This window comes from Streptomyces sp. NPDC023723 (genome assembly GCF_040639815.1).
Lineage (GTDB): Bacteria > Actinomycetota > Actinomycetes > Streptomycetales > Streptomycetaceae > Streptomyces.
The window spans coordinates 46,612-59,313 of the sequence record NZ_JBFAAP010000045.1; the positions used below are offsets into that span (position 1 = coordinate 46,612).

Below are 12,702 nucleotides of genomic sequence, written 5' to 3' on the forward strand. Positions count from 1 at the left end.
CATTGCCTGCGTGAGTGTAGCGAGGACTGACATGACCGTGGCACCGCAGATAATCGGCGCGCAATCCACCCACTCGGAACAACTTCTCGAAATGTATCGTCGCATGCGCCGAATCCGCCGCTTCGAGCAGCGGGCGTCGGAGCTGTACAAGGCGACCGAGATCCCGGGCTTCCTGCATCTGTCCATCGGACAGGAGGCCAGCGCGGTGGGCGCGTGCTGGCCCCTGCGGGAGAGCGACGGCATCACCTCCACCCACCGCGGTCACGGCCACGTCCTGGCCAAAGGTCTGGACACGGCCTCGATGATGGCCGAACTGATGGGCAAGGACGCCGGGACCTGTCACGGCCGCGGCGGCTCCATGCACATCGCCGATCCGGGGCTGGGCATCTACGGCGCCAACGGCATCGTGGGCGCGGGGCTGCCCATCGCGTCAGGGGTGGCCACCGCCGCCAAACTGCGGGCCGCCGGCGACGTGGTGGTGGCGTTCTTCGGCGACGGCGCGGTGGCCCAGGGAATGTTCCACGAGGCGGTCAACCTGGCCGCCGTGTGGGACCTGCCCGTCGTCTTCCTCTGCGAGAACAACCACTACTCCGAGTTCTCGCCCGCCTCGGAGCAGCACCGCGCACCGCTCTCGGCCCGCGCCGCCGGATACGGCATCGGGTACGCCCACGTGGACGGCAACGACGTGCTGGCCGTGGCCGGGATGATGAACGACGTGGTGGAGCGCATACGGCAGGGCGGCGGCCCGGTCCTCGTGGAGGCGGAGACCTACCGCTGGCACGGGCACTACGAGGGCGACCCCGAGCGCTACCGCAGCCCGGAGGAGGTCGCCGCCGCCAAGGAGAGGGACCCACTGCTGGTGGCCCGGCGGCGCCTCGCGGACGCGGGAGTGGCGGAGTCGCTGGTCGACGCGGTCGACGAGGAGATCCACAAGGAGATCGAAGCGGCCGTGGAGTGGGCGAGGAGCCTGCCCGAACCCGACCCCGAGACCCTCCACGACTTCGTGTCCGCCCCGCGGCCGGCCGTGCCGGAACCGGCGCCCCTGCCGCCCGACGCGGAGATCTTCCGCTCGATGGACGCCGTCCGCCTCGCCCTGGAGCACGAACTGAGCGCGGATCCGGCGGTCTTCGTCGCCGGCATCGACGTCGGCGCGGGCGGCAATGTCTTCGGCCTCACCCGGGGACTCGCGCAGGCCTTCCCCGGGCGGGTCCGCGACACCCCGATCAGCGAGAGCGCGATCCTCGGCGCGGCGGTGGGGGCGGCGATGGCGGGGATGAAGCCCGTCGTGGAGATCATGTACATGGACTTCATCGGCGTCTGCCTCGACATGCTGCTCAACCAGGCCGCCAAGCTCCGCTTCATGACCGGCGGCCGCGCCTCGATGCCGCTGGTCGTGCGGACCCAGTTCGGCGCCGGACGCTCCTCCGGCAGCCAGCACTCGCAGAGCCTGGAGGCCATCCTCGCGCACATCCCCGGGCTGACCGTGGTGATGCCGTCCAACCCGGCGGACACCTACGGCCTCCTGCGGGCGGCCATCCAGGACCCGAACCCGGTCGTCTTCGTCGAGAACCGCCTCCAGTACGGTCTCAAGGGCCCCCGCCCCCCGGCCGGCCACCTGATTCCGCTGGGCAAGGCCAAGGTCGCCCGCGAGGGCACCGACGTCACCCTCGTCTCCTGGTCCCGCATGGTGCAGGACAGTCTCGCCGCCGCGGAGGTGCTCGCCGCGGAAGGCATCAGCGTCGAGGTCGTCGACCTGCGCACCATCGCCCCACTGGACCGCGAGACCGTCCTCGCCTCGCTCGCCAAGACCAACCGCCTGGTCATCGCCCACGAGGCGGTACGGGACTTCGGCGTCGGCGCCGAACTGGCCGCCCTCGCCGTCGACGAGGGCTTCTGGCACCTGGACGCCCCCGTCACCCGGGTGGCGCCGCCCCCGGTGCCGGCCCCGTACGCGCCCTCCCTGGAACGCGTGTGGCTGCCCTCGCGCGACACGATCGCGGACACCGTCCGTCGTATCGCCGCCGTCTGAGCCGGTACGCCGCGACAGCGCGCCGGGCGACCGCCCGGCGCGTGATCCCGCTGGTGGCGGCGGTGGTGCCAAGCCGTAACATGCTGACCCATGCCTAGACCACCGGGACATGGGCCGGGTTACGAGATCCGCCGCCAGGAGATCATCGACCGGGCGGCCGCGCTGTTCGCCAAGAAGGGGTACGCGGCCACCGGCATCGCGGAAGTGGGCGAGGCCGCCGGGTTGGCCAGAGGCGCGCTCTACTACTACATCGGCTCCAAGGAGCAGCTGCTCATCGAGATCCAGGACCGCGTCATGGGTCCGATGCTGGCCAGCGCGCACCGCATCGCCTCGCTGGAGGAGAGCGCGCTCATCCGGCTGAGGATGCTGTCCCAGACGCTGCTGGAGAACATCCTGGCGCGGCTGGACCATGTCTGGGTGTACGAGCACGACTACCGCAATCTGCACGGTGTCAACCGGTCCCGTCTGATGACCCAGCGCCGCGAGTTCGAGGACCTGGTCCAGCAGCTGCTCGTCGCGGCGATGGACGAAGGGGCCTTCCGGGAACTGGACCCGCGGCTGGCCACCCTGCAGTTCCTGAACCTGCACAACCACACCTACCAGTGGATCAAGCCCGACGGCGAGTGGGACGCCGAGTACCTCTCCCGCGAGTACTGCGCCACCCTCTTCCTGGGCTTCGCGAAGCCGGGCCACCGGTTCGACGATCTCGAGGACCGCATGCGTGAGTTCCTCGCCCGCAGGCAGAGCGCCCGGCCAAAACCGCTTCGGCCGGCCTCGCGGGAGAGCTGACACGCCGATACGCCGCTGCCGGAACCCAGGGGCCGGCAGCGGCGTATCGGCGTGGACGGTCCGCCTGCGGTGGGTCAGACCGTCGCCACCGGCGTCAGGGGGCTGCCCTGCGTGCCGGGGAGGTTCAGCGGGGGAGCGGTCAGCAGGAACCGGCTGCGGTTGTGCTCACGCAGCCAGGCGGCGAGTTCCTTGAGGTACCACAGTTCGCCCAGGGGGACGCCCAGCTTGAACAGGCACAGGTGGTGGATGGGAAGCAGAGTGTGCGGCCCCTGCGCCTGGGTGACGCCCACGCCCTCGACGGCGTAGTTGTCCGCGATCAGTGCCGAGATCTGGGAATCCGCGATCCACCGCAGCAGCTCCGGGTCGTCCGCGTCCAGGTAGGGGGCGGTCTGGTGGATCGCGACCGGGTCGGGATTCTTCTCCCAGGCGAGGATCTGCGTGGCGAACCCGGTGTGCAGCAGGAGCATGTCCCCGGGCTCCACGACGACGTTGTCGGCCGCCATGATCTCGCGCAGCTGCTTGTAGGAGACCGGCTGGTACCCGGTGCCCAGGTGGTGCGCGATGTCGATCAGCACGCCCCGGCCCTGCACCCCGTGCTCGGCCATGTGCTCCAGCCCGAGATGGCGGGCGAAGGACTTGCTGCCACTGCCGTCGCCCTTGGCGTCCGCCTCGGGGCCGACCAGGTCGGTGCCGGGCCGGTAGCCGTTGTAGTAGACCGGCTCGGCGACACCGTCGCCGTCCGCGTCGAACTCGGCCCCCTGATGGGCCAGTGAGTCCCACTGGGTCGAGTACTGCAGCCACAGGGTGACCACGTCGTCGGACCAGACGTCGATCAGGTCCGGGCTGATCTGTTCGCTGGCCACGACGTTGTAGAAGACGTCCTGCTTGTGCTCCAGGTCCTCGGTGGGCCGGAGGACCGGCGGGTAGCGGCGCTGGTTCATCGCCGAGCCGCCGGGATAGTCGAGCGGCAGGCTGAGGCTGAAGGCGATGCCGTGCTCGACCTCGCGCACGCCCTGCAGCACCTTCTCCGGCGTGAGGAGGTTGATCCGTCCCAGCTCGTCGTCCTCGCCCCAGTCGCCCCACGTCGAACCGGGGGGCCGCTGCTTCCAACGCTTCGTCACGATAAACGCCTCCTCTGTCGACGTCCCTGTCGACTGTCGTCGTCATGCTATGGACTATGTACCGGTCGGTCAATGAATCCATGAATATGACTCGTTGCCGTCGGCCGGCTTTTCTGCGTGATCAATAGACTGGGTGGTCGAAATCCGGTAGACCTAGGTCTGCAGGCATCTCTCAGCACTTGGAGCCGTCCATGAGTGAAACCCCCTACGCCGAGGTCGTCGCCGGCGTACGAGCGACCATCGGCGCACACACCCAGGCGCAGGACGCCGGGCGTACCGACGAGGTCGCCGGACTGTACGCACCCGACGCGGTCCTGGAGGTCCCGGGCATGGATCCTGTCCGGGGCAGGGACGCGATCCGGCAGGCCTTCAAGGGCTGGGAGCCGACGAAGCCCCAGCTCCACCTGGTGAGCAACACCGTGGTCACCGTTTCCGCGGAACACGAGGCGACGGCGACGAGCGACGTCGTGTTCCTGCAGCGCGGAGCGGAGAGCTGGGACGTGCAGATCGTCGGCCGCTACCTGGACACGCTGCGCCAGGTGGACGGGGTGTGGCTGCTGCACCGCCGGTCCAGCACCTACCAGGCCTGATCCCTCACCCGCCAGGCCTGGTCCACTCGATCGGGGGCCTGGCCCATCACTTTCCGGGAGTACGAGATGAGCACAGCGAACCAGGCATCGACCACCGCGCACGTGCAGCGCGCCATCGGTGCCTACGCGCATGCGGTGGACGCCGACCGGGTGGACGACATCGTCGAGCTGTTCTGGCCCGACGGCGTCGCTGAGATCACCGGTGTCGGGACCTTCGAGGGGCACGAGGCGATACGTGCCGGATACGCCAACTTCTCGCCCGCACGGCCTCAGTTGCACCTGGCCACCAACATCGTCGTCACGTCGGTCACCGAGGACGAGGCGACGGCCGTCAGCAACCTGGCCTTCTTCCAGCGTGACGACTCCGGCTGGGCGGTCCGGCTGGTCGGCCGCTACGACGACGTGCTCCGCCGCCGTGACGGCGAGTGGCGGTTCCAGCGCAGGGTGACCACGTTCCTGCCGTGACCGACTCCCGTCCGGGGAGCGTGCGCCACCCTCTGCGGCGGTCGGCCGATTCGCGTCGGCCGACCGCCGTTCCGTATGCGCTCAAGCACCGGCGGGCGCGTCCGCCCCGGACAGGTGGAAGGTGTTGAAGGCGTTCCCCTCGACCTCGCGGATCAGCTCCTGGAGCTTCCACCGCCCGGTGGGGTTCAGCAACTGGCTGACCGCCTTGCCGGGGATGTTGGAGCCGTAGAAGTAGCTGGCCTTCTGGAAGATGGACAGGTTGTCGCTGCTGTTCATGAGGTCCGTCCACTCCTTCTCCGCGGACTCCTTCACCTCGATCACGTCATGTCCGTGGTCCCGCGCGTACATCAGGACGCGGTGCGTGAACTCCGCCTGGTCGCCGGCGTACCGCGGGTTGTTGCCCAGAGCGCCGTGCGGGCCGCCGGGGAAGAAGAAGTTGGGGAAACCGGCCGTGGCGACACCGAGATAGGTGCGCGGACCGTCCGCCCAGTACTCCTCCAGCGGCAGGCCCTGCCGTCCGCGTACCCCGAGCCGGTTGAGCGCGCCGGTGCCGAAGTCGTAACCGGTGCCCCAGATGACGATGTCGAACTCGCGCAGCCCCTGCGAGGTCTCGACGCCGGTCTCGGTGAACCGGATGATGGGCTCTTCGGGGAGTGAGACGAGCGAGACGTTCGGCTTGTTGTACGCCTCGTAGTAGCCGGTGCCGAACGGAGGCCGCCGGGCGCCGTAGCCACCGTCCCTGGGGATCAGCTTCTTCGCGGTCTCGGGGTCCTCGACGATGCTGCGGATCTTCCCGGCCATGAAAGCGCACCACTCGGAGTTGATCTCCGGGTTGTACGTCATGTCCCGGTAGTGCTCGGTCAGCTTGGTGAAGCCGGGGCTGTTCCACATCTTCTCGTAGAACGCCTGGCGCTCCTCGGGGCTGACGTCCGCTCCGCTGGCCGGATTGATGGCGTGCAGGAATCCGCTGGGCGAGCCGGCCAGGGTGTCGCGGATCTGCTCGAAGTCGGCCTTGAGCCGTGCCTGCTCGTCGGGGGTGATCGGCCGGTTGTTGAGCGGTGTGACCCAGTCCGCCTTCATCTGGTAGACGGTCAGGGAGGCGACCTCGTCGGCGATGGCCGGCACGACCTGGACCCCGCTGGAGCCGGTTCCGATCAGGGCCACGCGCTTGCCCGTGAAGTCGATGGGCTGCTTGGGCCAGCGGCTCGTGTGGTGCTGTTCGCCCCTGAAGAGGCCGCGGCCCTCGATGGCCGGGATGAAGGGAACGGACAGGTTCCCGGTGGCCGCGACGAGAAAGTGGGTCCGGAGCGTCGTGCCGTTCTCGGCCGTCACGGTCCAGGTGCCGGTCGGCTCGTCGTAGACGGCCGAGTTCACCTTCGCGTTGAAGACGATGTCTTTGCGCAGGTCGAAGCGGTCGACCACGTAGTTGAAGTAGCGCTCGATCTCCGGCTGCCCGGCGTACTGCTCCGACCACTCCCACTCCTCCCACAGCTCCTTGGAGAAGAGGTAGCCGTAGCTGTAGCTCTCGGAGTCGAAGCGGGCCTCGGGGTAGCGGTTCCAGTACCACACGCCGCCGACGCCGCTACCGGCCTCCAGCACCTTGACCGAGAGGCCGGCCTCACGCGCCAGGTGCAGCTGGTAGATGCCCGTGACGCCTGAACCGATCACTACGACATCCAGGACCTCATCCGCGCCATCCCGGCCTTCGGCCGCTGAGGATGTCGTCTTCGTGTTGGTCATCTGCCCTCCACTGGGAACAGGGGGCTGCTCCGCCCGCGTGAGCCCGAGTTTGTTATTTCGACCGATCGATCGAATAATTAGGGCGAGAGTAGAGCAGGCTCTTGGATCGATCAATGCTCGTGCCGCAGAGAGCTGCGAAGAGGCGGCTTCGAGGGTGGAGCGGGGCCCCGTGGTGTCTGGTGCGGCCCGTCTCGCAAGGGGCTACGGGTGGCCGCTGTCCTGGCCGTTGATTATACCGACCGATTGATCTAACTTTCCCTCGGGGGAGACACAGTGTCGTGCGAACCGGGAGTCACACACGATGGCCAAGGACGCTGAAGAGCCGGCTGGGCTGCGCAGTGCCGGGTGGAAAGCCATGCGGGACGCGCTGCCGGGGGTGTTCCCCGACGGGGACATCGACCTGCGGGACGGACGTCTCGGTGAGGAGCTCGTCGACATCGGTCTGACCAGTGTCTGGGGCTCCCTGTGGGCCAGGGACGGTCTGGCGCCGAGGGACCGCAGCCTGGTCACGCTCGGCATCCTCATCGCGCTGGGCGCCGAGAGCGAGCTCAAGACCCACTTCAGAATCGGCGTGACCAACGGCCTGACCAGGGACGAGATCGCCGAAGTGATCTACCACGCCGCCGGCTACGCAGGCTTCCCGGCGGCGACAGCGGCACGCAACGCCGCCCGAGAGGCGCTTCCCGACTGACGCGGCCCCGACGCTCCGCCGGAGGCGGGTCCGTCGCTCAGGGGTTGACGTCCAGAACAGTCGGGGACGAACCATTCGCCGCGTGCGCGGACCGTCGGAGGTCCGGTCGCGGGGCGCCACGTACATGAGGAGTGCGCATGTCATTGCAGGGGAAGGTCGCCGTCGTGACGGGCGGTGCCCGCGGCATCGGGGAATCGGTCGCCAAGGTCCTGGCCGCCAGGGGCGCGGCCGTCGCGGTGTGGGACCTGAATGACGAAGGGGCCGAGAAGACCGCCGCCGCCATCCAGGAGGCGGGCGGCACCGCGATCGCGGTAGCGGGAGACGCCGCCGACGCCACCGCGGTCGCCGAGGCCGCCGCGCGCACCCGCGAGGAACTGGGACCCGTCACCGTCCTGGTCAACAACGCCGGAGTCACCGCCTACCAGCCCTTCGTCGACATCACCGAGACCGCCTGGGACCGCATGATCGGCATCAACCTCAAAGGGCCCTTCCTGGTGACCAGGGAACTGGTGCCCGGCATGCTCGACGCGGGCTGGGGGCGGATCGTCAACATCTCCTCCTCGTCGGCGCAGACCGGGGCGCCGGCCATGGCGCACTACGCGGCTTCCAAGGGCGGGGTCATCGGCCTGACCAGGGCGCTGGCCATCGAGTACGCCGGGACGGGCATCACGGTCAACCATGTGCCGCCCGGGTTCATCGACACCCCGCTGGTCCGTCAGGGGCCGGTCGACGTCGACGCGGTCGCGCAGACCATGCCGATGAAGCGGGCCGGCCGTCCCGAGGACGTGGCCTATGCCGTGGCCTACCTGGCGTCGGAAGAGGCCGGCTACGTCACCGGGCAGACCCTGAGCGCCAACGGCGGCAGGTACCTTACGTAATGTGTACCGACTGTTCGATATAATCAAAGCGACCGGATCGACTGATCGACTGCATCGGAGACAGGTATGAGGTTGGAGTACGGCAGCCGGGGCGACCGCCGGGGTGACACCCACCGGCCGCCCACCGGCCCGGCGATCGCACGGGGGAGCGCATGACCGGCCCCGGACGAGTCCTGGTGGTCGGAGCCTCGGCGGCCGGCCTCACCACGGTCGAGGCCCTGCGGCGCAAGGGATACACCGGAGCGATCGACGTGCTCGGCGACGAGGTGCACGCGCCGTACGACCGGCCCCCCTTGTCGAAGCAGGTCCTCGCCGGAGCCTGGGAACCGCAGCGCGCGGCTCTGCGCACCGCCGAAGTCATCGCGAACCTCGACGCCGATTTCGTGCTCGGCGACGCCGCGACCACCCTCGACGTGGCCGAGCGGACCGTGCGTACGACTTCCGGACGCGAGCTGTCCGCGGACGTCATCGTGCTCGCGACCGGGGTCCGGGCGCGCGCCCTGCCCGGCCAGGACGGCATCGCCGGTGTGTACACGCTGCGCGGACTGGACGACGCCGTGGCGCTGAAGGCGGAGCTGCGGCCCGGATCCCGGCTCGTCGTGGTCGGTGAGGGCGTACTCGGCTCGGAGATCGCGGCAACCGCGCGCACCCTGGGGCTGGACGTCACCCTCGCGGGCCCCTTGGCCGCGCCGATGGCACTGCAAGTGGGCCCCATGGTCTCCGAGTTGCTGGCCGGCCTGCATCGGGAGCACGGTGTGCGACTGCGACTGGGCTCAGGGGTCGCGGGCCTGCTCAGCGAGGACGGCCGGGTCACCGGTGTGCGACTGAGCACCGGCGAGGTCCTTCCGTCCGATGTCGTGGTCGTCGCCATCGGAGCGACGCCGGCGACCCAGTGGCTCGACGACAGCGGCCTGACGCTGGACAACGGCGTCGTCTGCGACTCCAGGTGCCGCGCGGCGGAGGGCATCTACGCGGTCGGTGACGTGGCCCGGTTCCACCACGAGGGCTACGACCGGCTGATGCGGCTGGAGAACCGCACCAATGCCACCGAGCAGGCCGCGGCCGTCGCCGCCGTCGTGCTCGGCGAGGACCGGGCGTACGCGCCCGTGCCCTACTTCTGGACCGACCAGTTCGAAGCGAAGCTGCAGGTCCACGGCATGCTCCCGGCCGACGCCGAGACGGAGGTCGTCGAAGGCGATGTGGCGGGCCGCCGTTTCGTCGTCCGCTACACCAGCGGTGGAGCCGTGACCGGAGTCCTGGGCTGGAACATGCCCAAGCAGACCCGCATGCGCCGCCAGGAGGTCGTGGACAGCATGACCGCATCCGTTCCCATCCCCTGAATCCACTCGTTCCCCTGAATCACCCGGAGAAATGTCATGAAGGTACTCATCGACGAGGAGAAATGCTGCGCCGCCGGACAGTGCGTGGCTGCGTCTCCCGAGGTCTTCGACCAGCGTGAGGAGGACGGCATCGTCATCCTGCTCAACGAGAACCCCTCGGCGGACCTGGCGGAGGACGTCCGTACCGCGGCGGCCGTGTGCCCCGCGCTCGCCATTCACATCGAGGAGTGACGCGGGCGCGGCCGGACGGACCGGGCGCCGCATTCACCGTTCGTCAGAACGTTCCTCAGGATCGGCGGCGCGGTACACAGGGCTCGTCGACCGGGGCCGCGCGGCACTACAGCAGCACTACAGGAGTCACCCATGAGTGAGTTGAACTTCGAAGGACGTGTGGTCGTGGTCACCGGCGCGGGGCGCGGCATCGGTCGCGCCTATGCCGGGCTGCTGGCCGAGCGGGGGGCGAAAGTCGTCGTCAACGACCTCGGCGGAGCGATGGACGGAGACGGAGCGGACGCCGCCCCCGCGCGGAAGGCGGCCGCTGCCATCGTGGCGGCAGGCGGCCAGGCGGTCGCCGACACCAACGACGTCTCCACGGAGGCGGGCGGCAAGGCCGTCATCGACAACGCGCTGAACGCCTTCGGGCGTATCGATGCCGTCATCAACAACGCCGGCATCATCAGATGGGCCGGGCTGCCGGAGGTCGACGCCGACAATCTCCAACGCCACCTCGACGTCCACCTCATGGGGTCCTTCAACACCATGAAGGCCGCCTGGCCGCACTTCGTCGAACAGGGCTACGGCCGGGTCGTACTGACGTCGTCGGCCGGTCTCTTCGGCCTCGACAACAACCTCTCGTACGCGGCGGCCAAGGGCGGAGTCATCGGCCTGGCCCGTAGCGCGCGGCTGGCCGGCGAGCCGCACGGGATCAAGGTGAACGTGATCGCCCCGGCAGCCCTGACCAGGATGGGCGGTATCGAGGACGAGGCCGCGGCGGAGGCGGCGGCTCAGCAGGCCGGGATGCCGTCGCAGGCCGTGGCGCCCCTGGTCGCCTACCTCGCGCACGAGGAGTGCCCGGTCAACGGGGAGATCTACGCCGCCGGCGCCGGCCGGTTCGCACGCTTTTTCATCGCCTCCACACCGGGCTACGTGCATGACGGCGGGCTCGCCACGGTTGAGGACGTCGTGAAGAACTGGGACGCCATCAACGCCGAGGACGGCTACTACGTTCCCTCGGACCTCATGGGGTGGACGGGGGCCTTTCTCGGGCATCAGTTCAAGGAGAAGCCGGGAGCAGCCGCCTCCTGAGCTGCGAGGATCGTGCGTTCCCGCCCATAGGGGCAGGGCGGAGGCCAGAGGGACCTCCGCCCTGCCCCTATGGCCTTTTCCGCCCGCATTCGGAGTCCGTTTGTGACGCCGCACTCCACTCCTTCGCCGGATTGATTGTACCGATCGGTCGACGTAAGGTTTGCAGTACGCACGATGCGATGGCGCCGGCTCAGGGCCGTGCGTGATCGCCGCCGACGACGGGGCCGCAATGGCCGTCGCATACCGGCGCCGGGGCAGGGCCGGCCGAAACTCCGGCCGGCCGTCCCGATGCGTGGCCCATCGTCGTTCGACAGGGCAGTCAAAGAAGAGGAGCGCGGACATGGCCGACAACGTGGCGAGCGCCGGAGCGACCGAGGCGAATCCCACATACCCTGCACCCCGGGCGTCCGAGTGCCCCTTCGCGCCGCCGCCCGGGCTCTTGGAGCTGCGGGACGCCGGCCCATCGGTGCGCAGGGTCGAGACCTGGGACGGCAGCACCCCCTGGGTGGCCACGACCTACGCCGCGCAGCGGCAGCTGCTGGCCGACCCGCGGCTCAGCGCCAATATCGCGGCGCCCGGGTACCCGCACACGACGGAGGCGATGAAGGCCCACGCAGCCGAGATGCAGCCGTCGATCAACAACACCGATGGGGCCGAACACCAGCGCTGGCGCCGCATGCTGACGAGTTCCTTCACCCGGCACCGGATGGAGAAGCTGCGTCCGGAGATCCAGAGCATCACCGACGACCTCATCGACAAGATGCTCGCGGGCCCCAACCCGACCGAGCTGAACGAGGCGCTGTCGCTGCCGCTGCCGTCGCTCATGATCTGCGCTCTGCTCGGGGTGCCCTACGAGGACCACCACTTCTTCCAGGAGCACGCCGGGGTCACCAACGCCCGGTTCAAGACCGCCGAGGAGTCCGCCGAGACGTCGAGGGTGTTGCGGCAGTACATCTCCGGCCTCATCGAGGCCAAGATGGACGACCCCGGTGAGGACGTTCTCTCCGATCTCGCCGCCGGCGTCAAGGCGGGAAACCTGACCATGGGGGAGGCCGCTCCGCTGGGCCACATTCTGCTCGTCGCCGGCCACGACACCAGTGCCAACATGATCACCCTGGGCACCGCCCTGCTGCTGCAGAACCCGGATCAGCTGGCGGCTCTCCGGGAGCGCTCCGACGACTCCAAGTTCGTGGCGAACGCGGTCGAGGAACTGCTGAGGTACCTGACCATCCCGCACCTGCTCGCCCGGCGGGCGGTCGTCGAGGACATCGAGATCGACGGCGAGACCATCCGGGCGGGGGAGGGCGTCATCGCCGCTCTGCCGGCGGCCAACTGGGACCCGGACGCGTTCCCCGAGCCGGAGAAGCTCGACCTCGCGCGCAAGGCCGCACACCACATGGCGTTCAGCTGGGGGCCGCACCAGTGCATCGGCCAGCAGCTGGCCCGTATCGAACTGCACGTCGTGTTCAGCACCCTGTTCCGCCGTATTCCGACGCTGCGGCTGGCGGCCGACCTGTCCGAGCTGAAGTTCAAGGAGGACTCGCAGGCGTACGGCATCTATGAGCTGCCTGTCGCCTGGTAGTCCGGGGTCGTCGGCACGTGCTTTCGCGGCGGGTGTAGGGCACCGGAACGGTGCCCTACACCCGCACGGTCTGGGTGGTCGTCGCGACGGGATCAGCCCTTGCGGGTCTTGATCTCCTCGGTGAGCTGCGGGACGACGTCGAAGAGGTCGCCGACGACGCCGTAGTCGACGA

At 69.1% G+C, this 12,702-nt stretch carries 12 protein-coding genes; 10 read left to right on the forward strand and 2 right to left on the reverse strand.

Annotated features, from left to right (window positions below; translation table 11 throughout):
- Positions 1-103 precede the first annotated feature (103 nt).
- Both AB0G32_RS31690 and AB0G32_RS31695 read left to right on the forward strand, forming a co-directional pair.
- On the forward strand, positions 104-2,029 hold the full coding sequence (locus AB0G32_RS31690; protein ID WP_361171107.1) for a pyruvate dehydrogenase complex E1 component subunit beta: 1,926 nt from the start codon (positions 104-106) through the stop codon (positions 2,027-2,029).
- Positions 2,030-2,119: 90 nt separating this feature from the next.
- Positions 2,120-2,818, forward strand: a complete 699-nt coding sequence (locus AB0G32_RS31695) for a TetR/AcrR family transcriptional regulator (protein ID WP_361171110.1) — start codon at positions 2,120-2,122, stop codon at positions 2,816-2,818.
- A gap of 74 nt (positions 2,819-2,892) precedes the next feature.
- Here the strand turns inward: AB0G32_RS31695 and AB0G32_RS31700 are convergent, their stop codons facing one another.
- Positions 2,893-3,939 carry a cyclase family protein gene (locus AB0G32_RS31700; RefSeq protein WP_361171113.1) on the reverse strand — a complete coding sequence of 349 codons (1,047 nt, stop codon included), beginning with the start codon at positions 3,937-3,939 and terminating at the stop codon, positions 2,893-2,895.
- 191 nt (positions 3,940-4,130) lie between these two features.
- Between AB0G32_RS31700 and AB0G32_RS31705 the strand changes: the two genes are divergently transcribed.
- The gene (locus tag AB0G32_RS31705) at positions 4,131-4,529 is read left to right on the forward strand and encodes a nuclear transport factor 2 family protein (RefSeq protein ID WP_361171116.1); all 399 of its coding nucleotides are present in this window, start codon (positions 4,131-4,133) and stop codon (positions 4,527-4,529) included.
- A gap of 66 nt (positions 4,530-4,595) precedes the next feature.
- Positions 4,596-4,994: a nuclear transport factor 2 family protein gene (locus AB0G32_RS31710; RefSeq protein ID WP_361171119.1), complete on the forward strand. Its 399-nt coding sequence runs from the start codon at positions 4,596-4,598 to the stop codon at positions 4,992-4,994.
- An 81-nt stretch (positions 4,995-5,075) separates the two neighbouring features.
- On the opposite strand, the gene AB0G32_RS31715 is transcribed toward AB0G32_RS31710, so the two are convergent.
- A complete protein-coding gene (locus AB0G32_RS31715) occupies positions 5,076-6,662 on the reverse strand; it encodes an NAD(P)/FAD-dependent oxidoreductase (protein ID WP_361171122.1) in 1,587 nt (528 codons plus the stop codon).
- A 373-nt stretch (positions 6,663-7,035) separates the two neighbouring features.
- Here AB0G32_RS31715 and AB0G32_RS31720 point away from each other — a divergent pair, with 373 nt between their 5' ends.
- The 6 genes from AB0G32_RS31720 to AB0G32_RS31745 all read left to right on the forward strand — a co-directional run bounded on the left by AB0G32_RS31720 (position 7,036) and on the right by AB0G32_RS31745 (position 12,530).
- Complete coding sequence (locus AB0G32_RS31720; RefSeq protein ID WP_361171125.1) at positions 7,036-7,425, forward strand: carboxymuconolactone decarboxylase family protein; 390 nt, start codon at positions 7,036-7,038, stop codon at positions 7,423-7,425.
- Between the two features lie 137 nt (positions 7,426-7,562).
- Positions 7,563-8,303, forward strand: a complete 741-nt coding sequence (locus AB0G32_RS31725) for an SDR family NAD(P)-dependent oxidoreductase (protein WP_361171128.1) — start codon at positions 7,563-7,565, stop codon at positions 8,301-8,303.
- Positions 8,304-8,455: 152 nt separating this feature from the next.
- Complete coding sequence (locus tag AB0G32_RS31730) at positions 8,456-9,643, forward strand: FAD-dependent oxidoreductase (RefSeq protein WP_361171131.1); 1,188 nt, start codon at positions 8,456-8,458, stop codon at positions 9,641-9,643.
- A 36-nt stretch (positions 9,644-9,679) separates the two neighbouring features.
- Positions 9,680-9,874 (forward strand): ferredoxin, encoded by a 195-nt coding sequence (locus tag AB0G32_RS31735; protein ID WP_361171134.1) that lies wholly within the window; start codon positions 9,680-9,682, stop codon positions 9,872-9,874.
- A 132-nt stretch (positions 9,875-10,006) separates the two neighbouring features.
- Positions 10,007-10,948, forward strand: a complete 942-nt coding sequence (locus tag AB0G32_RS31740; protein ID WP_361171137.1) for an SDR family NAD(P)-dependent oxidoreductase — start codon at positions 10,007-10,009, stop codon at positions 10,946-10,948.
- 340 nt (positions 10,949-11,288) lie between these two features.
- The gene (locus AB0G32_RS31745; protein WP_361171140.1) at positions 11,289-12,530 is read left to right on the forward strand and encodes a cytochrome P450; all 1,242 of its coding nucleotides are present in this window, start codon (positions 11,289-11,291) and stop codon (positions 12,528-12,530) included.
- Positions 12,531-12,702: the final 172 nt, after the last annotated feature.

Coding starts and splice junctions, on each gene's coding strand:
- AB0G32_RS31690 (WP_361171107.1), top strand. CDS start 104: ATGCGCCGAATCCGCCGCTTCGAGCAGCGGGCGTCGGAGCTGTACAAG.
- AB0G32_RS31735 (WP_361171134.1), top strand. CDS start 9,680: ATGAAGGTACTCATCGACGAGGAGAAATGCTGCGCCGCCGGACAGTGC.
- AB0G32_RS31695 (WP_361171110.1), top strand. CDS start 2,120: ATGCCTAGACCACCGGGACATGGGCCGGGTTACGAGATCCGCCGCCAG.
- AB0G32_RS31740 (WP_361171137.1), top strand. CDS start 10,007: ATGAGTGAGTTGAACTTCGAAGGACGTGTGGTCGTGGTCACCGGCGCG.
- AB0G32_RS31725 (WP_361171128.1), top strand. CDS start 7,563: ATGTCATTGCAGGGGAAGGTCGCCGTCGTGACGGGCGGTGCCCGCGGC.
- AB0G32_RS31730 (WP_361171131.1), top strand. CDS start 8,456: ATGACCGGCCCCGGACGAGTCCTGGTGGTCGGAGCCTCGGCGGCCGGC.
- AB0G32_RS31710 (WP_361171119.1), top strand. CDS start 4,596: ATGAGCACAGCGAACCAGGCATCGACCACCGCGCACGTGCAGCGCGCC.
- AB0G32_RS31705 (WP_361171116.1), top strand. CDS start 4,131: ATGAGTGAAACCCCCTACGCCGAGGTCGTCGCCGGCGTACGAGCGACC.
- AB0G32_RS31720 (WP_361171125.1), top strand. CDS start 7,036: ATGGCCAAGGACGCTGAAGAGCCGGCTGGGCTGCGCAGTGCCGGGTGG.
- AB0G32_RS31745 (WP_361171140.1), top strand. CDS start 11,289: ATGGCCGACAACGTGGCGAGCGCCGGAGCGACCGAGGCGAATCCCACA.